Source organism: Bradyrhizobium sp. NP1 (assembly GCF_030378205.1).
In the GTDB taxonomy this organism is placed as follows: Bacteria; Pseudomonadota; Alphaproteobacteria; order Rhizobiales; family Xanthobacteraceae; genus Bradyrhizobium.
Genome location: NZ_CP127385.1, coordinates 1,486,508 through 1,508,580, shown reverse-complemented (window position 1 = coordinate 1,508,580; position 22,073 = coordinate 1,486,508). Strand labels below are relative to the sequence as shown.

At 65.4% G+C, this 22,073-nt stretch carries 21 protein-coding genes; 8 read left to right on the top strand and 13 right to left on the bottom strand.

Annotated elements, in window-relative coordinates:
• Positions 1-57: 57 nt before the first annotated feature.
• On the top strand, positions 58-924 hold the full coding sequence (locus tag QOU61_RS07160) for a DUF2076 domain-containing protein (protein ID WP_289657417.1): 867 nt from the start codon (positions 58-60) through the stop codon (positions 922-924).
• 73 nt (positions 925-997) lie between these two features.
• Here QOU61_RS07160 and QOU61_RS07155 read toward each other — a convergent pair whose 3' ends face one another.
• Entirely contained in the window at positions 998-1,780 is a 783-nt protein-coding gene (locus QOU61_RS07155; RefSeq protein WP_289657416.1) for a L,D-transpeptidase, read from the bottom strand.
• 312 nt (positions 1,781-2,092) lie between these two features.
• Between QOU61_RS07155 and QOU61_RS07150 the strand changes: the two genes are divergently transcribed.
• Positions 2,093-2,860 carry a protein phosphatase CheZ gene (locus QOU61_RS07150; protein ID WP_289657415.1) on the top strand — a complete coding sequence of 256 codons (768 nt, stop codon included), beginning with the start codon at positions 2,093-2,095 and terminating at the stop codon, positions 2,858-2,860.
• 102 nt (positions 2,861-2,962) lie between these two features.
• On the opposite strand, the gene QOU61_RS07145 is transcribed toward QOU61_RS07150, so the two are convergent.
• Positions 2,963-3,481 (bottom strand): hypothetical protein, encoded by a 519-nt coding sequence (locus tag QOU61_RS07145; RefSeq protein ID WP_289657414.1) that lies wholly within the window; start codon positions 3,479-3,481, stop codon positions 2,963-2,965.
• 306 nt (positions 3,482-3,787) lie between these two features.
• Between QOU61_RS07145 and QOU61_RS07140 the strand changes: the two genes are divergently transcribed.
• From QOU61_RS07140 to QOU61_RS07130, 3 genes are all read left to right on the top strand, one after another.
• Positions 3,788-4,084, top strand: a complete 297-nt coding sequence (locus QOU61_RS07140; RefSeq protein WP_289657413.1) for a co-chaperone GroES — start codon at positions 3,788-3,790, stop codon at positions 4,082-4,084.
• Positions 4,085-4,268: 184 nt separating this feature from the next.
• Positions 4,269-5,906: a chaperonin GroEL gene (gene groL / locus QOU61_RS07135; protein ID WP_289657412.1), complete on the top strand. Its 1,638-nt coding sequence runs from the start codon at positions 4,269-4,271 to the stop codon at positions 5,904-5,906.
• A 147-nt stretch (positions 5,907-6,053) separates the two neighbouring features.
• The gene (locus QOU61_RS07130) at positions 6,054-7,253 is read left to right on the top strand and encodes a hypothetical protein (protein ID WP_289657411.1); all 1,200 of its coding nucleotides are present in this window, start codon (positions 6,054-6,056) and stop codon (positions 7,251-7,253) included.
• A gap of 64 nt (positions 7,254-7,317) precedes the next feature.
• Here the strand turns inward: QOU61_RS07130 and QOU61_RS07125 are convergent, their stop codons facing one another.
• Entirely contained in the window at positions 7,318-7,734 is a 417-nt protein-coding gene (locus QOU61_RS07125; RefSeq protein WP_289657410.1) for an META domain-containing protein, read from the bottom strand.
• 162 nt (positions 7,735-7,896) lie between these two features.
• A complete protein-coding gene (locus tag QOU61_RS07120) occupies positions 7,897-9,561 on the bottom strand; it encodes an L-lactate permease (protein ID WP_289657409.1) in 1,665 nt (554 codons plus the stop codon).
• A 325-nt stretch (positions 9,562-9,886) separates the two neighbouring features.
• Here QOU61_RS07120 and QOU61_RS07115 point away from each other — a divergent pair, with 325 nt between their 5' ends.
• Positions 9,887-11,632, top strand: coding sequence for an ABC transporter ATP-binding protein/permease (locus tag QOU61_RS07115; RefSeq protein WP_289657408.1), 1,746 nt, complete (start codon positions 9,887-9,889; stop codon positions 11,630-11,632).
• A 45-nt stretch (positions 11,633-11,677) separates the two neighbouring features.
• Here the strand turns inward: QOU61_RS07115 and QOU61_RS07110 are convergent, their stop codons facing one another.
• From QOU61_RS07110 to QOU61_RS07085, 6 genes are all read right to left on the bottom strand, one after another.
• Positions 11,678-12,142, bottom strand: coding sequence for an HPP family protein (locus QOU61_RS07110; protein WP_289657407.1), 465 nt, complete (start codon positions 12,140-12,142; stop codon positions 11,678-11,680).
• A gap of 72 nt (positions 12,143-12,214) precedes the next feature.
• Positions 12,215-13,246 carry a TorF family putative porin gene (locus QOU61_RS07105; protein WP_289657406.1) on the bottom strand — a complete coding sequence of 344 codons (1,032 nt, stop codon included), beginning with the start codon at positions 13,244-13,246 and terminating at the stop codon, positions 12,215-12,217.
• 430 nt (positions 13,247-13,676) lie between these two features.
• Positions 13,677-14,072, bottom strand: a complete 396-nt coding sequence (locus QOU61_RS07100; protein ID WP_289657405.1) for a hypothetical protein — start codon at positions 14,070-14,072, stop codon at positions 13,677-13,679.
• A gap of 74 nt (positions 14,073-14,146) precedes the next feature.
• Entirely contained in the window at positions 14,147-15,463 is a 1,317-nt protein-coding gene (glcF, locus tag QOU61_RS07095) for a glycolate oxidase subunit GlcF (protein WP_289657404.1), read from the bottom strand.
• A 106-nt stretch (positions 15,464-15,569) separates the two neighbouring features.
• A complete protein-coding gene (locus QOU61_RS07090; protein WP_289657403.1) occupies positions 15,570-16,874 on the bottom strand; it encodes an FAD-binding protein in 1,305 nt (434 codons plus the stop codon).
• 33 nt (positions 16,875-16,907) lie between these two features.
• Entirely contained in the window at positions 16,908-17,594 is a 687-nt protein-coding gene (locus QOU61_RS07085) for an ArsR/SmtB family transcription factor (RefSeq protein WP_289657402.1), read from the bottom strand.
• Between the two features lie 325 nt (positions 17,595-17,919).
• Here QOU61_RS07085 and QOU61_RS07080 point away from each other — a divergent pair, with 325 nt between their 5' ends.
• On the top strand, positions 17,920-18,258 hold the full coding sequence (locus QOU61_RS07080) for a putative quinol monooxygenase (protein ID WP_289657401.1): 339 nt from the start codon (positions 17,920-17,922) through the stop codon (positions 18,256-18,258).
• An 11-nt stretch (positions 18,259-18,269) separates the two neighbouring features.
• Here QOU61_RS07080 and QOU61_RS07075 read toward each other — a convergent pair whose 3' ends face one another.
• Both QOU61_RS07075 and QOU61_RS07070 read right to left on the bottom strand, forming a co-directional pair.
• Entirely contained in the window at positions 18,270-19,445 is a 1,176-nt protein-coding gene (locus QOU61_RS07075; RefSeq protein WP_289657400.1) for an acyltransferase family protein, read from the bottom strand.
• A gap of 35 nt (positions 19,446-19,480) precedes the next feature.
• A complete protein-coding gene (locus QOU61_RS07070) occupies positions 19,481-20,974 on the bottom strand; it encodes an FAD-linked oxidase C-terminal domain-containing protein (protein ID WP_289657399.1) in 1,494 nt (497 codons plus the stop codon).
• 237 nt (positions 20,975-21,211) lie between these two features.
• Between QOU61_RS07070 and cycA the strand changes: the two genes are divergently transcribed.
• A complete protein-coding gene (gene cycA, locus QOU61_RS07065) occupies positions 21,212-21,604 on the top strand; it encodes a cytochrome c-550 CycA (RefSeq protein ID WP_289657398.1) in 393 nt (130 codons plus the stop codon).
• A 144-nt stretch (positions 21,605-21,748) separates the two neighbouring features.
• On the opposite strand, the gene QOU61_RS07060 is transcribed toward cycA, so the two are convergent.
• Entirely contained in the window at positions 21,749-22,042 is a 294-nt protein-coding gene (locus QOU61_RS07060; RefSeq protein ID WP_289657397.1) for an antibiotic biosynthesis monooxygenase, read from the bottom strand.
• Positions 22,043-22,073 lie beyond the last annotated feature (31 nt).

Sequence of the window (22,073 nt, the reverse complement as noted above, 5' to 3'; positions counted from 1 at the left end):
CCTTAGATTCCTTCCGCGCTTCGCGAACTTCGGCAACGGAGCAGGAGGAGAACCGCCATGACACCGCAGGAACGCCAATTGGTTGACGATCTCTTCGACCGGCTTGCAAGGCTGGAGGATGCGCCACGCGATCCGGATGCGGCCAATGCGGTCGCGCAAGGCCTGAGAAAAGCGCCGAATGCGGCCTATGCGCTGGTGCAGACCGCACTGTTGCAGGACGAGGCGCTCAGGCGCGCCAACCAGAGGATCGAGGAACTGGAACAGGCGCTGCAACAGACGCAGGCGCCGCAGCAAGGCCAGCCTGGCGGCTTCCTCGATTCGATGCGCGATACGATCTTCGGGACCAACCAGTCGAAGGGCTCCGTGCCGAACGTTCCGCCGCCGGCGCAAAACCGCCCGGTGTGGAACTCAGGCCAGGTGCTGCAGCAGTCGCAGGCGGGCGGACCCTACGACCAGGGCCAGTACGGCCAAGGTCAGGGTCCCGGCCAAGGTCAGTATGGCCAGGGCGCCTATGGCCAAGGCTCCTACGGTCAAGGCTCCTATGGTCAAGGCTATGGCGGCCCGCAGCCGCCGTTAGGCGGCGGCGGCTCGTTCCTGGGGACCGCGGCCGCGGCGGCGGCCGGCATGGTCGGCGGCTCGCTGCTGCTCAACGGCATCCGCTCGATGATGGGCGGTTCGCATTTGGGCGTGGCCGATGCCGGCCGGGTCGGCGCGAGCTCATCGACCCCCTGGAGCGATCAGTCCGGCAGCACGCTGGCGCATGACGCCGGGATCGACGACGTCGGCCGCTCGGGCCAGCGCGACGCGAACTCTGATGCCGACCAGCGCAGCGGCCTGTTCGACACCGCCGACACCGACCACGATTACGACGACGATGACGGCGACGGATTCGACAGTGACGACGGCGGCAGCGACTACGCCTGACAACACACGTTCCTGAAAGCATGACGGCCGCCTTTTGAGGCGGCCGTTTTGCTTGATGCGGCGAAAGCAGCGATCAGATGACGATGACCCTGGTGCCGACGCCGACGCGTCCGTAAAGGTCGATGACATCCTCGTTGCGCATCCGGATGCAGCCCGACGAGACGTTGGTGCCGATGGTCCAGGGCTCGTTGGAGCCGTGGATGCGGTAGAGCGAGGAGCCGAGATACATCGCGCGTGCGCCGAGCGGATTTTGCGGGCCGCCCTCCATGTGGCGCGGCAGGTCCGGCCGGCGCGCCAGCATTTCAGCCGGCGGCGTCCAGTCCGGCCATTCGCGCTTGGCGGAGATCGCCTTGACACCCGACCAGGTGAAGCCGGGCCGTCCGACGCCGATGCCGTAGCGCAAGGCCTTGCCGTCACCCTGCACCAGATAGAGGAACTTGTTCGGCGTATCGACCACGATGGTGCCGGCGCGCTCGTGACCGGAATAGTCGACGAGCTGCTTCTCGTATCTCGGGTCGAACGGCCGCTGCGCCGGATCGATCGCTTGCTGCCGGTCGATCATGCTCTGCTGCTGCGGGTCCGCCGGCAGCAGCAGCGGCGCGCCATAGGCGGGCTGCTGCTGATAGACCGGCTGCTGCTGATAGGCAGGCGCCTGCCCAGGCCCGTCGCCGAACAGGAATTCGATGAAGCCGCCGCCCATGTTCGATGCCGTGCGCACCGGCGCGGGCTGTGCGGGCTGACGGGCGTAGATCACGGTGGGCTCGCGCGGCACCGCCGCGTCGAAGGCTGCGGCCGGGTCCAATCCCGCGCCGAGGAAGCAGGCGCCGGCGAGCGCCAGGGACATTTTCTTGAACATCGACGTACTCTGTACTGTTTCGTCTTACTCTGTTCGTGCGCCCGGGCGCGGCTCATGCGTGCCCTGCACGCGGTGAATAAAAGATCAAAACCGCATCGGTTTGGTAAACGAAACGGGCGTTTCGATTCACCACGTCGTCAACACCCGCGGGATTTCGCGGACAGCGTTTATTTTCGGTGAAGGCGAAAGCGGCATGGTTAACCGCTTCTATGCGCCCCGCCCGCGCCCGCCCGCCGGCAGTTCCGCACGGAAACGGGATGTTAAATCGCGCTGGTCTAAGACTTTGCGTCGCGAGGGTGGGAGGAAGAATTCATGCCAGTGCATCGCAAACGTTTTCGTATCGAAGAAGCCTTTGTCGGCGAGGTGCCGACGCCCGAAATCGACAATGGCGATGCCGGTTCAATGCACCACGCGATCATGGCCGAGCTGCGCGCCATCCGCGCCCAGATGGCGCATCCCGGCAGCGCCGCCGCGCCCTCGCCAGCAGCTGCGCCGGTCGTGCGCGAAGCCGAGACCCAGGCGCTGCTTGACACCTATCGCGCGCAGATCGAGCAGTGCGAGAAGCTCAAGGTCGAGCTCGACCTGATTCACGACGCGATCAGCCGCACCAAGCGCGAGATCGCGGTGCTGCATGGCAAGAGCTTCGACGGCCAGGAGATGGCCAAGGTCAACGGCGAGCTCGGCGCGGTCGTCGGCGGCACCGAACAGGCCACGCAACAGATCCTCGAAGCCACCGAGTCGATCGACCAGGCCGCCACCGCCCTCTCCAAGAGCATCTCCTTCGATCAGCAGAAGCTGCTCAGCGAGGAAATCCAGGAGCGCGTGGTTTCGATCTTCGAGGCCTGCAATTTCCAGGACCTGACCGGCCAGCGCATCAGCAAGGTGATGAACACGATGAAGTTCATCGAGCGGCACATCAACGCCATGATGGAGATCTGGGGCGGCGTCGACGCGATCAAGGCGCATGCGCCGCCGATCGTCGACACCCGCGAAGGCGACGCGCGGCTGTTGAACGGACCGAAGCTCGACGGCGACGTCGGTCACGCCTCGCAGGACGACATCGACGCCCTGTTCAACTGAGTCGTCTCAAATTTCGAAAACGAAAACGCCGGCCTTTAGGGCCGGCGTTTCTGTTTTGGTCCGTCATTCCGGGGCGATGTGGCACCAAGGGTTCTCTTGAACCTATGCGCGCGGCCCGCAGCGCACATAGACCATGTTGCCGTAGCGCGTCGCGGCATCCTTGTCGACGAAGCGGGTGACCAGCACGCGGCCGTCGAAGGAGACGATCTCACGGTCCTGCTCGCCGCCGGCCGGCCCCGACGGGCCGATAAAGTTCTTGCCGCCCGGCGAGCCCTTCAGGCGCAGTTCCTGCGGCGTGGCCTGGTCGGCCAGGTGCATGATCACGCCGCCGGACTGGCCGGCCCCGATCACGTAAGGCTGCTTGCACTGCGCAAGCGCGGCCTTCTCGGTGCGAGCCCGGTCGGCGGGGTTCTGGTACGAGGCAAGCCCCCAGCGCCCGACGATCTCGTCGGAGCGGATGGTGGCGGGCATCTCCGGCGCGACGCCCGGCTCCGGTGCAGGCGCGGGCGAAGACGGCGAGAAGCTGAAGCCGCTGAAGCTGGAGCATGCTCCCAGGAATATCGTGAGCGCTCCGACGACCCCCCAATTGGCGATCGCCCGCACACGAAATGAACTGACCATGCTATCCCCCGAGCAAAGTGGCCGCACCCGTCCCGCAGCCAAGCGCAAAACTGTTGTCGGAGCAATGACGTCGGGTAAATTACGCCGCCGCTCCGATTTGGTTTCCCAGAGCATCCTATATCGCCCTCACCAAGCCCTTAACCCCTTCCTTCCTTGACAGGATCGGCGCCAGGCCATATTTCGAGCGCGCACATTAGCACTCCCAGACTGCGATTGCTAAACGCGAACCATTTCGGCCCGGGCCGGCGCCGGTACGGACCGCGAGCCCAACCGATCTGACAACTGAGTCTCCAAAAGGGAAACGTCATGGCTAAAACCAGATTTCGTCCGCTGCATGACCGCGTCGTGGTCAAGCGCCTCGATGCCGAAGAGAAGACCAAGGGCGGCATCATCATCCCCGACACGGTCAAGGAAAAGCCGTCGCAGGGCGAAATCACCGCAGTCGGCCCCGGCGGCCGCGACGAGACCGGCAAGCTGATCCCGATCGATCTCAAGGTCGGCGACCGCGTGCTGTTCGGCAAATGGTCGGGCACCGAGGTCAAGATCGACGGCGAGGAACTCCTGATCATGAAGGAGTCCGACATCATGGGCGTGCTGGCCTAAGCCGCAGCACTGATATCTCTCCGCACTCTCTATTGTCATGCCCGGACCTGATCCGGGCATCCATCACTCCCTCAACGAGGATGGATTGCCGGGCCGCCTGCGCGAGGACGAGCTTCGCGCTTTCGCCCGGCAATGACGAAAAACCCAATCCCCTCACCGACCAGCTATTCGAGGAGTAAAATTAATGGCTGCCAAGGAAGTAAAATTTGCCGGCGACGCGCGCGACCGCATGCTGCGCGGCGTCGACATTCTCGCCAACGCCGTGAAGGTCACGCTCGGCCCCAAGGGCCGCAATGTCGTCATCGAGAAGAGCTTCGGCGCTCCGCGCATCACCAAGGACGGCGTCACCGTCGCCAAGGAGATCGAGCTCGAGGACAAATTCGAGAACATGGGCGCGCAGATGCTGCGCGAGGTCGCTTCCAAGACCAACGACACCGCCGGTGACGGCACCACCACGGCGACCGTGCTGGCCCAGGCGATCGTGCGCGAGGGCGGCAAGTCGGTCGCGGCCGGCATGAACCCGATGGATCTCAAGCGCGGCATCAACATCGCGGTCGCCGCCGTGGTCAAGGACATCGAGAAGCGCGCCAAGCCGGTCGCCTCCTCCTCGGAAGTCGCCCAGGTCGGCACCATCTCGGCCAACGGCGACACTGCGATCGGCAAGATGATCGCGCAGGCGATGCAGAAGGTCGGCAACGAGGGCGTCATCACCGTCGAGGAGAACAAGTCGCTGGAGACGGAAGTCGACATCGTCGAAGGCATGAAGTTCGACCGCGGCTACCTGTCGCCCTACTTCGTTACCAATGCCGAGAAGATGACCGCCGAGCTCGAGGACGCCTACGTGCTCCTGCACGAGAAGAAGCTCTCCGGCCTGCAGGCCATGCTGCCGGTGCTGGAAGCGGTGGTGCAGTCGGGCCGTCCGCTCGTCATCATCGCCGAGGACGTCGAGGGCGAGGCGCTGGCGACGCTGGTCGTCAACCGCCTGCGCGGCGGCCTGAAGGTCGCCGCCGTCAAGGCGCCGGGCTTCGGCGATCGCCGCAAGGCCATGCTCGAGGACATCGCGATCCTGACCGGCGGCCAGCTGATCTCCGACGAGCTCGGCATGAAGCTCGAAGGCGTCACGCTGAACATGCTCGGCCGCGCCCGCAAGGTGGTGATCGACAAGGAGAACACCACGATCGTCAACGGCGCCGGCAAGAAGAAGGACATCGAGGCCCGCGTCGCCCAGATCAAGGCGCAGATCGAGGAGACCACCTCCGACTACGATCGCGAGAAGCTGCAGGAGCGGCTGGCCAAGCTCGCCGGCGGCGTCGCGGTGATCCGCGTCGGCGGCGCGACCGAGGTCGAGGTCAAGGAGAAGAAGGACCGCGTCGAGGACGCGCTCAACGCCACCCGCGCGGCCGTTCAGGAAGGCATCGTGCCGGGCGGCGGCGTCGCGCTGCTGCGCGCCAAGAAGGCGGTCGGCCGCATCCACAACGACAATGCGGACGTCCAGGCCGGCATCAACATCGTGCTGAAGGCGCTGGAAGCCCCGATCCGCCAGATCTCGGAGAATGCCGGGGTCGAGGGCTCGATCGTGGTCGGCAAGATCCTCGAGGACAAGTCGGAGACGTTCGGCTTCGACGCCCAGACCGAGGAATATGTCGACATGGTCGCCAAGGGCATCATCGATCCGGCCAAGGTGGTGCGCACTGCGCTGCAGGACGCCTCCTCCGTCGCCGGCCTGCTGGTGACCACGGAAGCGATGGTGGCCGAGATGCCGAAGGAGCCGGCGGCGCCGGCGATGCCCGGCGGCGGCGGCATGGGCGGGATGGGCTTCTAAACGCCCCGTTCGCATCGAACCGACACGAAGGCCGCCTCCGGGCGGCCTTCTTTTTGGGTCGATGATCCCTGCGTTCCAAATCGGGCGGAAACGCTTTAGAACAGCGCCCGGCCAAGAGTGAGCCTGGTAGGGATCGGGGAATTGAAAATGCGCGCGCTTCTGTTTTGCCTGGTCGGCGTGGTTATGCTGGCGCCGGATATCGGCTTCGCCCAACAGATGAAACTTTCGCCGAAGGCAGCACCGGGGGCCAACGAAACCCGCTACTTCACGGCCATCGACGGCCTGATGGACGGCAATGCCGACGTCGTTTTGAAGGAAACCCGGCAGGGCAAGACGGTCACCGCCGCCGTGCTCGACGTCTGCTATCCCGCCGAGAAGGGTTCCGACCGCAAGGATCGTTTCGTCGCCAATCTTGCGGTCAGCGGCCAAACCATGACCGGCAGCACGCAGACCATCGGCGGCAAGCAGCCGGTCACGGTCAAGCTGGCGCGAAAGGCGACCGGCGACACCTTCGAGTTCCGCGGCCAGATCACCATCGGCTCGAACGTCACCGAGGTCGCCTCATCGGACAATTCCGATCTCAGTGAAAAGGAATTTTTGGACAATCAGACCACCGACGACGGCATCACGCCGGCGCCAAAGGATTTCACCGAGGTCTCGCCGGAATCGGTCGGCGTGCGGATCAAGCTCGATGCGGCGCTGGATTTCCTGAAGAGCCTCAAAGGCGAAGGCGTCGAAGTGTCGCTGACGAGCCTTGCGGTGTCCTGCGACGCGCTGCGCTCCGGCGAGCAGACGCTGAACCTGACGGTCGACCCGGAGCGCGCCGCCGCGCTGATCGCCAAGGCCAAATCGCAGGCCGGCGTGGTTGCCGCGGGCTGGACCACGGGCGCCGTCGAGATGGACCGCGCGATCCGCTTCGCCGCCGCCGACTGGCGCGATGGCGACAAGGTCAACCGGGACAAGCTTGCGACCGCGATCTCGGGCGTGCTGGCGAAGACGCTCGGAGCGAAACCCGTCTCGGCGGCCTGGAGCGCCACGTCCGGCAAGCTGAAACTGACCTTGAAGCGGCCGAACCAGCTCTTTCCCGCGCTCGAGCTCACCGACACGATCGAGGTGAGCGGCCTCGTCTCGACCGACAAGCCCGGCGCCTCCGACCGGCTGATGCTTTGGATCTCGAGCCCCGTCGTCACGACCACGGATGAAGGCGCAGGCCCCAAGCTCAGCCTGTCAGACGATGCGTCGCCGGACGAGGAAGGCGACCAGCGCGACGACAACGGCGCAATCGATGCGCTGACCAGGGAACTGAAGGGCCAGCGCTGGGACGCCGACAAGTCGGCGTGGAAGTAGGCGCCGCCCGACGCGCCAGCCCAGCGTCTCGCCACGATGCTTGCGCGAGCCCTGCTCGCGCCGCTCAGTTCGTGTTGATGCGGAAGCGCAGCGTCTTGCTGCCGATGAAGGAGACGAGATCACCCTGCCGCTTCCAGGCGGTCACCTCGCCGAGCGCGGAAAGCAGGTCGTCATCGGCCTGCGCCTTCGGCTGCGGACAGCCGCGGTCTTCCATGGCACCCGCGACGAAGATCACGGTGTTGCCGGCGACCGAAAACTGGCCCTTGGCCGCCTTGCACCAGAGCTCGAGCACAGCCTCGCCATTGTCGCCGATCTCGATATTCGGAATCCGCTTCGATCCCGGCTGTGGCTGAGCCTCCATCGTCATCAGCATGCCGAACGGAAATCCGCTGTCGGCCTTGACCGGGGCCGTATTGAGCGCGATCGCGAACGCGACGCAGGCAACGGCGAGCCTGATCGCGACATTGTCAGCCAAATTCATTCTGCCTCTCGAGAACATGGATCGAAAACGCGCCGGCGCCGCGTCCTTGTAGTGGAGCGGCGTAACCTTGACCAGTTGTTGTTGACACAGCGTGCGCGAAAAAAATCCCCGCGGGCGTTGAACCCCGCGGGGACTTGCATTCTGACGAAGTTCGGCCTGCCGCTATTTCAGCACCATCGCCGTGAACGGATAGACATAGGCCTGCAGCGTCACCAGCACGCCGACAAGACACGCCAGCACGATCGAATGCACGAAGACGTAGCGCAGGATCGATCCCTCGTGGCCGTACCAGTTGGTCGCGGTGGAAGCGACCACGATCGACTGCGCGTCGATCATCTTGCCCATCACGCCGCCCGACGAGTTGGCGGCGGCCATCAGCACCGATGGCAGGCCGAGCTGCTCGGAGGTGATCTTCTGCAGATTGCCGAACAGGATGTTGGAGGCGGTATCCGATCCGGTCAGCGCGACGCCGAGCCAGCCGAGCAGCGTGCCGAAGAAGGGATAGAGCACGCCGGTCGCGGCAAAGGCGAGACCGAGCGTCGCGTCGACGCCGGACAGCCGCGTCAGCGTACCGATCGCGAGCATCGCCGAGATCGTGATCAGCGAGATCGCGCACAGCCTGATGGTGCGACCGTATTCCGCGACCATCCTGGCCGGCGAAAAGCCCGCCAGGAAACCGGAAACGATCGCCGCGATCAACATGCCCGTTCCGGTGAACGACAGGTAAGTGAAGCCGAACACCGCGCCTTCCGGCGTCGGCTTCGCCGCCACCGGCGGCACCTTGTTGATCATGTTATGCAGGTCGGGAACGGGATAGTTCCAGGTGAAGATCGAGTTCGCCCAGGTCTTGAACCAACCGCTGCCCCAGATCAGCATCACAATGCAGACGATGATCCACGGCAGCAATGCGGTCCAGAGCTGGGCTCGCGTAAGCGTCGTCTTGTCGAGCGGCTTCGGCGTCGCCATGGTCGCAGCCGACTCGTCGTTGCCGCGCAGCGCCGGCGACAGCCAGAGCTGGCGCGGCTGCCAGACCCGCAGAAACAGGATCAGGCAGCCCATCGAGATCAGCGAGGCGCCGATGTCGACGATCCACGGATTGATGTAGTTCGAGATCACGAATTGCGGGACGGCGAACGATACGCCGGTGACGAGGATCGCGGGCCACACGTCCTTCATGCCGCGCCAGCCGGCGAACGCCCACACCACCCAGAACGGCACGATCAGCGAAAACACCGGCAATTGCCGTCCGACCATCGCGCCCAGGATATAGGGATCGAGCCCGGTGACCTGCGCCAGCCCCGCAATCGGCGTGCCGAGCGCGCCATAGGCAACGGGGGCGGTATTGGCGATCAGCGACAGGCCCGAAGCGGCGAGCGGGGAGAAGCCAAGCCCGATCAGGATCGAACCCGTGATCGCGACCGGCGTGCCGAAGCCCGAGGCGCCCTCGAAGAAGGCGCCGAACGAAAACGCGATCAGCAGCAGCTGCAGCCTTCGGTCTTCGGTGACGCCGCCGACGGCGCGCTTCAACAGCTCGAATTGGCCGGTTGAAACCGTAAGCTGATACAGGAAGATGACGTTCAGCACGATCCAGCCGATCGGGAAGAAGCCGGACACGATGCCGAGCAGCGAGGCGCGGATCGACATGCCGGCCGGCATGGTGAAGATGTAGATCGCGATCAGGTTGGTCAGGATCACGGCGATGATCGCCGCGATGTGCGCCTTCACCCTGCCGCTGGCGATCAGCACCAAAAGCGTCACCACCGGAATCGCGGCGGCGACCGTCGACAAGGCGGCGTTGTCGAGCGGGTTATAGACTTGATTCCACATCTGGCTTCCTCCCCACGCCATTTTGCGGCAGCTGATCCCGCGTGGTGGAATCAGGCATGCCAGGCGCGATCGCGGAGGTGCCCCTGCTGTGTGCGAGGCGGGCGTCACGAATTCGGCAAAGCTGGCCGAAATCCGCTCAAAACCTCGCGAAATCGAAGGCGCCCCCACCCCTCGCCGTTGCGCTCATGCTAGGGTCTAGCTCGCGGGGCATACAAGCAAACCCGGATCACGACGTTTAGAACTTTAGTCTAAGCAACGACTTGATCTCGCCGGATTCCCGCATTCGCTCAGGCCTTTAGGCCGATTCTTCAGGAGACCGTGATCTGTGAACAACATTCGCGCAACGCTCGCGATCGTATGGCGGATCGCCGTTCCCTATTTCCGTTCCGAGGACAAGCTCGCCGGCCGCACGCTGCTTGCGGCCGTCATCGCGATCGAGCTCGCACTGGTCGGAATCGATGTGCTGGTGAACTTTTGGTACAATCGCTTCTACAACGACCTTCAGGACAAGAACTGGAACGGGGTCATCTCCGGCCTCGGCCTGTTCACGATCCTCGCGGCGATCAACGTCGTGCTCTCGATCTACCAGCTCTATCTCAATCAATGGCTGCAGATCCGCTGGCGCCGCTGGATGACCAGCCGCTATCTCGGCGAGTGGCTGCATGGCGCCAACCACTATCGCATGCAGCTTCGGGGCGATGCGGCCGACAACCCCGACCAGCGCATCGCCGACGACGTCAGGCTGTTCGTCGAGCAGACGCTCGGCATCGGCGTCGGCCTGCTCTCCTCGATCGTGTCGCTGGCGTCGTTCGTGGTGATCCTGTGGGGCATTTCCGCGGAAGCGCCGCTGACGATGTTCGGCCGCGAATTCGCGATCCCCGGCTATCTGGTGTGGGGCGCGCTGATCTATGCGATCTTCGGCACCGCGCTGACGCAATGGATCGGCTCGCCGCTGGTCAACCTGTCGTTCGAGCAGCAGCGCTTCGAGGCCGACTTCCGTTTCAACCTGGTCCGCACGCGCGAGAATTCCGAACAGATCGCGCTGTTGCGCGGCGAGAGCGCGGAGCGCGAGCGGCTTTCGCAGCGCTTCAGCCGGGTGATCAACAACTGGTACGCCATCATGAGCCGCACCAAGCGGCTGACGGCCTTTACCCAGAGCTACGCGCAGGCCGCCGTGATCTTCCCCTTCATCCTGGCGATGCCGGCCTATTTCGCCGGCAAGATCCAGCTCGGCGGCCTGATGCAGACAGCCAGCGCCTTCGGCAGCGTGCAGAAGGCGCTGTCGTTCTTCGTCACGATCTACCGGACGCTGGCGGAGTGGCGCGCGGTGGTCGCGCGTCTCGACGGCTTTGAAATGTCGATCGACAGCGCCGCGGCGGTTGCCGGTTCGGCGGCACCGATCAAGCTTGCGTCATCAGGCGGCCGCGACGCCATCGAGCTCGACGAACTCCTCGTCAACCTGCCGAACGGGGCGCCACTGGTTTCAGCCGACGGCATCGCGATCCGCAGCCGCGACCATGTGCTGGTCACCGGCCCCTCGGGCGCCGGCAAGTCGACACTGTTCCGCGCCATCGCCGGAGTCTGGCCGTTCGGCGCGGGCGAGATCGTGATCCCGCCCAAGGCGACGCTGATGATGCTGCCGCAGCGCCCCTATTTCCCGATTGGCGCGCTCAAGGATGCGGTGGCCTATCCGTCACCAAGCGAGACTTTCGGGCAGGAGCAGATCGCCGCAGCCGTGAGCGCGGTGGGCTTGCCCGAGCTCGCGCAACGGCTCGACGAGGACACCCATTGGAACCGGATGCTGTCGCTCGGCGAGCAGCAGCGGCTCGGACTTGCACGCGCACTGCTGCATGCTCCGCAGTACCTGTTTCTCGACGAGGCCACCGCCTCGCTCGACGAAGCCTCGGAGGCCGCGCTCTACCGGCTGCTCGAGGAACGGCTGCCTGACACCGCAATCGTCTCGATCGGCCACCGCTCCACGCTGGTGGCTTTCCACAGCCGCCGGCTGGTGCTGGCGCGACAGGGCGAACGCGCCGTGCTGCAGGTGCCGCAGAGCGAGGCCGCCAAGTAGCCGCTCCAAGGGGGCGGCGCCTCGCGCTCAACCAGAGCCGGCGCGCTACAGCCAGCGCTGCGGCCACGGCCTTCGCCGCACCCCACGGTGCCAGAACCAGGCAAAGAAGGTCAGCAGCAAGGCGCCGGCGAGCACCGGCTTCAGCAGAAACGACCAGGGGAGACCGTTGGAGACCACGAGCAGCGGATCGATCCCTGCCGGCGGGTGAAACGTCGCGGTCAGGTACATCGCGAGGATGGCGAGCCCGACGGCCATGGCCGCAGCCCAGGCGCTTGGCCCGGTCAGCTGGACGACGGCAAGCCCGACCAGGGTCGACACCAGATGTCCGCCGATCAGAGCACGCGGCTGCGCCGGCTCGGCGTCGGGCGAGCCGATCACCAGCGCGATCGATGTCGCGAAGGGGATCACGGCGAGCGGATAGTGGGAGGTGAACGAGAACCACTCCATGGCGCCGATCGCAAGGGCAACCCCCGCACCCGCAACGGCGCCTTCATGCCAGAGAAACTTCATCGATATCCGGTTCGGAAAGAAAAGGGCGGCGGATTGCTCCGCCGCCCTCTTCGCACAAATCGCGTGACGATGTTACTTCAGATTCGACATTGCCGTCAGGTCGGCCGAGAGCTTGACGATGCCGGTCGCGCCGCACCAGTTGGAGCCGAAGCCGCCAGGGTTGATCGCGGTGATGTTGGACGGGCTGAAGCTGGTGGTCGAGTAATCGCTGGTGAAGGCGTTACAGGACGCCTTCGACAGGTTCGTGTCCGAGTAGCGGATATCGAGCGTGAAGACCTTGTAGGTGAAGCCGACGCCGATATTCCAGGTGTTGTAGCTCGGCTCGGGAATGCCGAGCGGGAACGGCCCGCCGAACGCCGTGGCCGTCGTGGTGCCGTAGAACGCGTCGGAGGTGCCGAGCCACTGCCGGCCGAACTCGCCGGAGACGTACATGCCGACGCCGCTCGAGCCGAAGGTCGTGCTCGGCGCGGTCCACTTCGCGGTGACCGAGGAGTAGTTGCCCCAGGCGCCGAGGTTCAGGAAGTTCGGCGAGTAGAACTCGTTGAAGCCGACCTGCCACTGGTCGTTGAGGGTGACGTTGAGCTTGGCGTAGCCTTCGTAGAAGCTGGCGTTCCTCTTGGCGAAGTTGCCGTTGATCGGCAGGCCGTTGCCGAGCCCGAAATCGGTGCCCTGGCCGAAGGCCGCGCAGCTGTTGGTGAGCGGGCCGGCGCCGCCGAAGCACTGGCCGCCGGGATAGAGATAGCCCCACACGCCGAAGTCGAAGGCGAACATGCCGAAGGTCGGGCGGATACCGCCGTAGATGTCGACCTCCGCCGCGGCGCGGTTCGGGAAGGAGATGCTTTCCGCCGAGGTGCCGATGTAGAGCTGCAGGTCCTTGTTGACGTTGTAGCGCGGCTCGAAATAGGCGGCGACCGACGGCTTGTGGTTGGACTGGGTGACGCCGCGGAACACGTAATCGTTCATGATGGCGCTGCCGAAGGCGACATCCCAGGGATCGAATGGCGCGGGCGGCGGAGCCTTCACAGCCTTCACCGGCATGTCTGCCGCCAGAACCGAACCCGAAATCATTGTCAGCGCCGTTGCCAACAAAGCGACTTTCTTCATGACGATCCCCATCACCCTTTTCCAAGACCAGCCAGGATGCGCTCTGCCGAACGACAGGCGGCGTGGGCCCTGGCTGCAACCGAACGTTTAAGCCCGACTGCAATCTGAGGCGCGTCATCACGAGCGGGAAGCAAAAAAGACGAGCATCTGCCGCCTTTTTGAGCGGAATTCGCCGTCCACGAAAGGTTGTCGGAATGTGTTGCATTCCGACAACAAGATTGACCGATGTTGTGGCCCGTCAGGACGGCCGCGCCTCATGGCCGGACGGTCGCGGCCCGTGCCTGTACGGCCTCGGCGAATCACCTGATGTCGGCGGCGGACGGTCGGCGTGATTCGGACCCACTGATGCAAAAGGGGCCGCAGCGTCCGTCGCGCTGCGGCCCCGGAATCAAAGCGCCGGCTGACGCCGGACGCCATTGTCAGCTCTCGCTCAGTTCTCGTGCTCGCCCGAGCTCGAAGCGTTATGCTCGTCCCAGGAGGGCGCCGGGCTTGGGGCTGGGCTCGGCGTCGCCCAGCTCGGGGCGGCCGGCGCAGGAGCTTCTTCCGGCGCTGAGCTCACAGGAGCAGGCGGAGCGGCCGCCTTCTTCGGGGCGCTGCGTTTTGCCGCCTTCTTCTTCGCAACCTTCGTTGGTGCAGCCTTCTTTGGCGCGGCCTTCTTGGCGGCCTTCTTGGCGGATTTCTTCGCGGCCTTCTTCGCCTTCTTGGCGGATTTCTTCGCCGATTTCTTCACCGACTTCTTGGCAGACTTTTTCGCGGACCTCTTCTTCGCCGCTACAACTTTTTTCTTTTTAGCCTTTTTAGCTTTCTTCTTTTTTGCCTTAGCCATCGTGGTCCTCCTGTTGCCGCCGAACAATGCCAATCGGGCAAGTCGCGTTGTCCTGTCTGTCCGCGGCCAGTCGATCAATCCGATCCCGGCCGGGGACCGCCCGTCGCCCAATCGAGAAGCTCAATCGTGTGCACAACAGGAACTGACGTGCCGCCGGCAATCTGCACCATGCATCCGATGTTGCCCGCAGCGATCATGTCAGGCCCGACGCTTGCGATGTTGGCGACCTTGCGCTCGCGCAACCTGTCCGCAATGTCGGGCTGGAGTAGGTTATAAGTCCCCGCCGAACCGCAGCACAAATGGCTCTCGGGTATATCTTTCACCACGAATCCGTTCTTGGAAAGCAATTCTTTCGGGGCCTGCGTGATTTTCTGCCCGTGCTGCAGCGAACAAGCCGCATGATAGGCGACGACGACGTCGCCCCGCTGCTGTGATTTCGCAAGCTCGATGCCGGCGAGATACTCGGTGATATCCTTGGTCAGCGCCGCGACCCGTGCCGCGCGCGCGGCATATTCGGCGTCCTCGCGCAGCATGTATCCATAGTCCTTGATCACCGTGCCGCAGCCCGACGTCGTCACCAGGATGGCGTCGAGGCCGCCTCGGTCGGCCTCCGCCGTCCAGGTGCGGATGTTGGCACGCGCGCGCATCAGCGCGTCGTCGTCGCGACCGAGATGGTGGGTCAGCGCGCCGCAGCATTGCTCGTCCCTGACCAGCACGACCTCGACGCCGTGGCGGGTCAGCACGTTGACGGCAGCCTGGTTGATGCGCGGCGCCAGTACCTGCTGCGCGCAGCCCTGCAGCAGCGCAACGCGCGCGCGGCGCGTACCCTGCGCCAGAAAAACGCTCCCCGAAGCGGCTCCCCGCGGCGGCAGGCGGTCCGGCGCGAGCGCCAGCATCGCCTTGATTCGCCTGAAGAAATTTGGCACCGGCGTCGGCGCCTTGGGGGTCGGCAAGAGGCTCGCGAGCGGGCGCGCCAGCCGCGCCAGGATCATGCTGGCGCGAAACAGCTCCGGCCGCGGCAGCACGAGCGCCAGCACGGCGCGCAAGGCCTGCTCAGGCCAGGGCCGCGCATACTGCTGTTCGATCCGGACCCGCGCCTGGTCGACGAGGTGCATGTAGTTCACGCCCGACGGGCAGGTCGTCATGCAGGCGAGGCAGGACAGGCAGCGATCGATATGCTTGACCACCTCGGCCGTCGGCTGCTGATCCTTCTCCAGCATCTCCTTGATCAGGTAAATGCGGCCGCGCGGACTATCGAGCTCGTCGCCAAGCAGCACATAGGTCGGGCAGGTCGCGGTGCAGAAACCGCAATGCACGCAGGCGCGCAGGATCTTGTCGGCCTCGGCGATATCGGGGTCGGCCAGTTGCGCGAGCGAGAACTCGGTCTTCATCGGCTAGTGTCCCGATTCCGACGTTCGCACGACACCGCGGCGCCTTCGATTGCGAACGTCGGAATCGAAGGACACTAGTAACTTATTGACCTGGTGTGGCTTTGGTTCAGAAATCCGCATTGGGACCTCGCGGCGAAAATGATGCGGACTTCTGAACCGCCACACCAGCCCCTCGCGTCATTCGGCCGCGGTTGAGGATCTGCTTCGGATCGAAGCTGGCACGGACGCGCTCGCTCAGCGCGGCCAATCCCGCCGGCTGCGGCTGGAACACGTCGACCTGGCGCCGGACCTCGTCCGCGGCGCGGACCAGCATGGCGTGGCCGCCCGCCGCCGCCGCGCGCTGACGCACCAGCGCGGCATGGGCGTCCGCCTTGGGCGGCAGCGCCGCCCAGATCAGGCCGCCGCCCCAGTCGTAGATGACGTCACCACCGCTGTCGCGCGCCAGCTGCTCGCCCAGCGCCCCGCCCGCCGCCGGCGGACAGACGATCCGCCACACCGGCCAGGCGCCGAGCGCGCCCTGCGCCGCAAAGGGCCTGACGTCGCGGATGGAACTCCAGACGCTTGCCGAGGCTTCATCCACCAGAAGGTCGACCGGACCGAACGCGGCGAGGCTCTTGGCGAGCGCGGTGGCGCGGTGAACCACCGAGGCGAGGATGCCCTCGAGCCGCAGCAGGGTCAGCGCCCGCCCGCCCGCGCCCAGCGCGCCCAGCCCGTCGGCATCGAGCCCGCCGGTATCGGGGCGGAACACTGACGCCGGCACATGGGCCGCCGCGGTGACGTCGAAGGGCGAGCCGAGCGCTGCCGTCATGGCGCGGTTGGCGGTCTGGTCGTCGAGCCCGCGCAGCACCAGCGTGCGCTGGCTTTCCGGCCGCGGCATCACCTTCAGCGTCACCTCGGTCATGACCGCGAGCGTGCCCCAGGAGCCCGCGAGCAGCTTGCAGAGGTCGTAGCCGGTGACGTTCTTCACCACCTTGCCGCCGGTCTTGAAGCTGTCGCCGAAGCCGGACACCGCATGCGCGCCGAGCAGGTGGTCGCGGATGCCGCCCGCCTTGATCCGGCGCGGGCCGGCCAGGCCTGCGCCGATCATGCCGCCGATGGTGGCAAGCGGCGGCGTGCCGAGCAGGGCGGCGGTATCGACCGGCTCGAAGGCGAATTGCTGGTTTTTGGAGTCGATCAGCGACTGCACGTCGGCAAAAGGCGCCCCGGCGGCAACCGTGATGATCAGCTCGTTCGGCTCATAGGCCACGACCGCGTTGAGCGCGGACAGGTCGAGCACGGCATTGGTCGCCATCGGCTGTCCGATCAGCCGCTTGGACCCCTGTCCGACGATCTCGAGCGGCTGATCGGACGCGATCGCCGATCGCACCGCCTGCTCGACATCGCCTGCATCGCGTACTTTGAGCGTTTCCACAGCCCCAGCGGGTAACGAAATTTTCGCCCGAAATCAAATGCGCGCGCCGAATGTGTCCCTGAACGCATTCAGGCCGTCCTCGGTGATCTCGACGGAGCGGTCGTGCGGCCGCCGGCGGATCCAGTCGCGCGCGAAGGCAAGGTGGGCGAGCGCCGCCCCGACCCGCCCCGCAAGATGCGGCCGCCGCTCGCTCCAGTCGAGGCAGGGCCGGCAGAACGCGCGGCGGCTGCGCGGCGGCGCGGCGAGATCCGCACCCAGGGCGGCCAGCAACCGCTCGCCATCGGCGGTCAGCTCGCCCGCGTCGGCGTCGAGAATGAGCAGCCCGCGCGCGATCATGCTGTCGGTCAGCGCGACGCCAAGCTCGCCGGCGAGATGGTCGTAGCAGGTGCGCGCCCGGCGCATCTCGGCGTCGATCCGCGAGGGCGGCCGAAAGCGCGGCGGGCCGGCGACCGCAACCACCATCATGCCCTCCAGCATCTGCGCGATCTCCGCCGTCGCCAGCCGGTAGAACCGGCGCGGCCCGCGCTTGTCCACCACGAGCAGCCTGCGCTCGACGAGCTTCGACAGGTGCGAGCTCGCGGTCTGCGGCGTGACGCCCGCGACCCTGGCGAGCTCGCCGGCCGTGAGCGCGCGCCCGTCCATCAGCGTCGAGAGGATGTTGGCACGCCCGGGATCCGAGACCATCTGGGCGATTTCGGCCATCTGCGGCGCGATAAGCATGGCGCGACTCCGATCCTGTTCCGATCCGAGTCATTTCAGCACGGCATCCACTTCAATGCTTCGATCCCGATCGAAATGCGAATGCGACGACTACACTTCGATCGCGGTCGAATTGAAACATGCAGGTTGCGGGCGCACCTTGGCGTTGACCGCCAACAAGACAACGACGGAGCCGATCATGGAACGTATCGATGTCGCGCAACGAGCATACGGCGGATCAATCAGCCGACGGTCCGTCGTCGCCGCATTCGGCGCGGCGCTGGCGGCGGCGAATTTTCCGCAAGCCGCCTTCTGCCAGCCTCAAATGGAGCAAGGAGCAACGAACATGACGAACTACGCAACCGACGAGAAGACGGTGAGAGACGCCGTCGCAAGCGGCCGCCTGCTGGTGGTCGCGCAGTGGGAAGCCAAGGAGGGCCAGTCCGACAAGGTCGCCGCCATCCTCGACCGCTTCCTGCCCGAGGCGCAGCGCGAGGCGGGCGTGAACCTGTTCCTGATCGCGCGGGCGACCGAAAAGCCGGAGCAGTTCCTGTTCTACGAGCTGTTCCGCGACGAGGCCGCCTTCAAGGCGCACCAGGAGAGCACGCATTTCAAGACCTATATCGCGGGCCAGGCGCTGCCGCTGCTCGCAAAACGCGAACGCGCGCAATACGTGCTGCTGTAAAGGCGGCGCCGCTACAGGATTGCGCGCAGCGGCGACTTGCGCAGGATGAAAGCAGAGGCCGCAAAGCTGCCGACCGCCGCGATGGCGGTCAGCAGCGCGGCCTTCGCGATCGCGGGCAGCACCACGCCATGCAGGAGGATGGCGGCCCCGACCAGGATCGGCGGGTGGATCAGGTAGACGCCGAACGCATTGTCGGACAGCCACCGCGCGAACGGTCCCTGCCGGTCGAAATGTCGTCGGTAGCGCTCGAGCAGCAACAGGCCCATGCCGACGCAGACCAGCGCCTCCCACAGGCATTTTCCACCGCTCACCGGATTGAAACCGCCCGCATAGGAGGACGTGTCGCCTTGCAGGGCGCCGCCAAACACGATCAGGGTCGCAAACAGGATCGCAGACAGCGACAGCGCCAGCGCGGCCCAGCGCAAGCAGCTTGAATCGGAAAGCCTCAAGAGCCAATTGCCGCGATAGCCGAGCGCACCGGCCGCATACATCAGGACATATTGCGGGAAGTCGCCGGGATGCATGTTGAGCACGGAGGCGTCCTCGGTCACGACGATGCGAACGAGAAACGTCGCGACCGCCATCACCGCAATGAAGCCGGCAATCGCGCCGCCGCCACGGCCGTCACGCGGCTCGAAGGACGGCTCCTTCAAGCCCGCAAGGCGACAGAGGCCATAGAGGACCGAAAGCGCGAGCAGCGCCGCGCAGAACCACATCGGCCCGGTCTCCGACAGCCACTCGCCATCCTTCAGATGCGTCAGCCATTGATGTCCGAATCCGCCGCGTCCCCACGTGTGCGACAGGAAATACTGCGTCAGCGGGCCAATCACGGCCATGTAGAGCAGGGTCGGCACGCCGAGCCGCAGCACGCGGTCGCGAACGAATGGCGCAAAACCCTTTCGATCGTAGGAGGCCGCGGAAAAATAGCCGGCGATGAAGAACAGCAGCGCCATGAAGAAGGCCTGCAGGAAGCTCTGGTACACGCCGAAGAAGAGCTTTGTCGGCAGGTCGGACGGCTGCCGGTCGACATAGTACCAGTTTCCGAACGGGCTGTAGGTGTCGCAGGCGTGCATGCTGAGCACGAGAATGATCATCGACCATCGGATATTGTCGATGAACGCCAGGCGCGCGGTGCTCGGCGCTTCGATCGCCGTGCTACCCGCTGCCGCAATCGGAATGTCGGTCATGTCGAGCTTTCAGGCGACGCAACCGCGCGGACCCCTCAGAACCTGGGAATATCCGGAAACGCCAGCCTGCCGCTGTGCACATGCACCCGGCCAAGCTCGGCGCAGCGGTGCAGCGTCGGAAACACCTTGCCCGGATTGAGCAGGCCCTGCGGGTCGAAGGCGCATTTCAGCCGCTGCTGCTGGTTGAGGTCGATCTCGGAGAACATCTCCGGCATGAGATCGCGCTTCTCGATGCCCACCCCGTGCTCGCCGGTGAGCACGCCGCCGAGTTCGACGCAAGCCCGCAGGATGTCGGCGCCGAACGCCTCGGCGCGTTCCATCTCGCCTTCCTTGTTGGCGTCGTAAAGGATGAGCGGGTGCAGATTGCCGTCGCCGGCGTGAAACACATTGGCGACGCCGAGGCCATATTTCTCCGAGAGCTCGCGGATGCGCGCCAGGGCCTTGGGCAGCGCGCCGCGCGGAATGGTGCCGTCCATGCAGAGGTAGTCGGGCGAGATCCGCCCCACGGCCGGGAAGGCCGCCTTGCGGCCGGCCCAGAACAGATTGCGCTCGGCCTCCGAGGTCGAGATCTGGCACAGCGTCGAGCCGCAGCCGAGCGCGATCGTCTCGACGCGCTTGATCAGTTCGTCGACTTCCACGGTCGGCCCGTCGAGCTCGATGATCAGGAGCGCCTCGACGTCGAGCGGATAGCCGGCATGGACGAAGGCTTCCGCGGCGTGGATCGCGGGCTTGTCCATCATCTCCATGCCGCCCGGGATGATGCCGGCGCCGATGATGCGCGCGACGCACTCGCCGGCGGCCTCGACTTCCGCAAAGCCGACCATCAGCGCGCGCGCCGTCTCCGGCTTCTGCAGGATGCGCACGGTGATCTCGGTGATCACGCCGAGCAGCCCTTCCGAGCCGGTGATGATGCCCATCAGGTCGTAGCCTGCGCTTTCAGCCGCCTTGCCGCCGATGCGCAGGATCTCGCCATTCATCAGCACGATCTCGCAGCCGAGCACGTTGTTGGTGGTCATGCCGTATTTCAGGCAGTGCACGCCGCCGGAATTTTCCGCAACGTTGCCGCCGATCGAGCAGGCGATCTGCGAGGACGGATCGGGCGCGTAGTAGAAGCCGGCATGCGCCACCGCCTGGCTGATCGCGAGGTTGGTGACGCCGGGCTCGGTCACCACCACGCGATTGTCGAAATCGATCTCGCGGATGCGCTTGAACTTGCCGAGCCCCAACAGCACGCCGTCGGCAAGCGGCAGCGCGCCGCCGGACAGCGAGGTGCCGGAGCCGCGCGGCACCACCTTGATGCCCTGCTCGTGGCAGTATTTCAGGACCTTCGAGACCTGCTCGGTGGTGTCGGGCAACACCACGACCATCGGCGGCTGGCGGTAGGCGGTCAGCGCGTCGCTCTCATAGGCGCGCATCTCGGCCGCGCTGTCGATCACGCCCTCGCCCGGCACGATGGCACGCAGCGCCGCCACGATGGCCGCGCGGCGGCCCAGCACGGCCGTATCGGCTGCGGGCATCATGATGGCCATCTCAAGCGCCTCCCGATCGGGTCTCTCGTCACCGTCTCGTCATCACGGTTTTGTCTTGGACAATCAAGCACGTCTGACGCGGCTTGGACAGGCCGTCAATGGCGAGAGCGCGGCGGCGCCTCGTCGAATTGTGACCGCAGGCGGCATTGCTCTCAAACCGGCGGCGCGCGGCTTGTCCAACACAAGCGAGCCGTGGCAAAACGGTTCCGCAACGTCCACAAGAGGGAGAGCAATCCCATGAACAAACCGACCTTGAGCGCACTGGTTGTCTTGACCGCGATGGCCGCGGCGTCCGCCGCAGCGGCCCAGGACGCCGCCGCCGGCAAGTCGTCCTTCAACAAATGCCTCGCCTGCCATTCGATCGGCGAAGGCGCCAAGAACAAGGTCGGGCCGGAGCTCAACGGCCTTGACGGCCGCAAGTCCGGCTCAGCGCCGGGCTACTCCTATTCCGATGCCAACAAGAATTCGGGCATCACCTGGAGCAAGGAGCAGTTCCTCGACTACATCAAGGACCCCAAGGCCAAGATCCCCGGCACCAAGATGGTGTTCGCCGGCATCAAGAACGAGAAGGAAGCGAACGACCTCTGGGCCTACGTCTCCTCCTTCGACAAGGACGGCAAGCCGAAGTAGGCGCGTCTCGGATCGCTACAGCGTTTTGAGCGACGCGAGCGCCGGTTCTCGTCACGAAAACGCGTCAAAATAACAACCCGAAGCGTCGGTTCTGATTCCATCAGAACCGACGCTTCAGCGCCGGCGTGGTCGCGCGCGCATCGTTCAAGGCAGCGTGTGCACGATCACCGGCCCGGCAATCGCCGTCGCGGGCCCCGTGAGCAGCGGCGCGAGCTCGCGCTCGATCCACGCCAGCGCGCGCTTGTTGGATTCCGCGGCGCCGTCGTAGTTGTTGAACAGGCTGATGGCGACGACGGTGTCGTCCGGCGCATAGACGACGTAGTATCCCATAAAGCCTTCGACCTCGCTGATGACAGGAATGGCGCCTTCCTTGATCCTGCGTGCCAGCTCTTCGACCTGACCGGCCTTTGCCTTGCCTTGACGGATGGCGGCGTACATGGAGCTCTCCCTGCGGAATCCTGCCCCCGGA

What these genes read in the sequence shown, in the direction of transcription:
- QOU61_RS07160 (WP_289657417.1), top strand. Translation starts at nt 58, where the DNA reads ATGACACCGCAGGAACGCCAATTGGTTGACGATCTCTTCGACCGGCTT.
- QOU61_RS07155 (WP_289657416.1), bottom strand. Translation starts at nt 1,780, where the DNA reads ATGTTCAAGAAAATGTCCCTGGCGCTCGCCGGCGCCTGCTTCCTCGGC.
- QOU61_RS07150 (WP_289657415.1), top strand. Translation starts at nt 2,093, where the DNA reads ATGCCAGTGCATCGCAAACGTTTTCGTATCGAAGAAGCCTTTGTCGGC.
- QOU61_RS07145 (WP_289657414.1), bottom strand. Translation starts at nt 3,481, where the DNA reads ATGGTCAGTTCATTTCGTGTGCGGGCGATCGCCAATTGGGGGGTCGTC.
- QOU61_RS07140 (WP_289657413.1), top strand. Translation starts at nt 3,788, where the DNA reads ATGGCTAAAACCAGATTTCGTCCGCTGCATGACCGCGTCGTGGTCAAG.
- groL (WP_289657412.1), top strand. Translation starts at nt 4,269, where the DNA reads ATGGCTGCCAAGGAAGTAAAATTTGCCGGCGACGCGCGCGACCGCATG.
- QOU61_RS07130 (WP_289657411.1), top strand. Translation starts at nt 6,054, where the DNA reads ATGCGCGCGCTTCTGTTTTGCCTGGTCGGCGTGGTTATGCTGGCGCCG.
- QOU61_RS07125 (WP_289657410.1), bottom strand. Translation starts at nt 7,734, where the DNA reads ATGAATTTGGCTGACAATGTCGCGATCAGGCTCGCCGTTGCCTGCGTC.
- QOU61_RS07120 (WP_289657409.1), bottom strand. Translation starts at nt 9,561, where the DNA reads ATGTGGAATCAAGTCTATAACCCGCTCGACAACGCCGCCTTGTCGACG.
- QOU61_RS07110 (WP_289657407.1), bottom strand. Translation starts at nt 12,142, where the DNA reads ATGAAGTTTCTCTGGCATGAAGGCGCCGTTGCGGGTGCGGGGGTTGCC.
- QOU61_RS07105 (WP_289657406.1), bottom strand. Translation starts at nt 13,246, where the DNA reads ATGAAGAAAGTCGCTTTGTTGGCAACGGCGCTGACAATGATTTCGGGT.
- QOU61_RS07100 (WP_289657405.1), bottom strand. Translation starts at nt 14,072, where the DNA reads ATGGCTAAGGCAAAAAAGAAGAAAGCTAAAAAGGCTAAAAAGAAAAAA.
- glcF (WP_289657404.1), bottom strand. Translation starts at nt 15,463, where the DNA reads ATGAAGACCGAGTTCTCGCTCGCGCAACTGGCCGACCCCGATATCGCC.
- QOU61_RS07085 (WP_289657402.1), bottom strand. Translation starts at nt 17,594, where the DNA reads ATGCTTATCGCGCCGCAGATGGCCGAAATCGCCCAGATGGTCTCGGAT.
- QOU61_RS07080 (WP_289657401.1), top strand. Translation starts at nt 17,920, where the DNA reads ATGACGAACTACGCAACCGACGAGAAGACGGTGAGAGACGCCGTCGCA.
- QOU61_RS07075 (WP_289657400.1), bottom strand. Translation starts at nt 19,445, where the DNA reads ATGACCGACATTCCGATTGCGGCAGCGGGTAGCACGGCGATCGAAGCG.
- QOU61_RS07070 (WP_289657399.1), bottom strand. Translation starts at nt 20,974, where the DNA reads ATGGCCATCATGATGCCCGCAGCCGATACGGCCGTGCTGGGCCGCCGC.
- cycA (WP_289657398.1), top strand. Translation starts at nt 21,212, where the DNA reads ATGAACAAACCGACCTTGAGCGCACTGGTTGTCTTGACCGCGATGGCC.
- QOU61_RS07060 (WP_289657397.1), bottom strand. Translation starts at nt 22,042, where the DNA reads ATGTACGCCGCCATCCGTCAAGGCAAGGCAAAGGCCGGTCAGGTCGAA.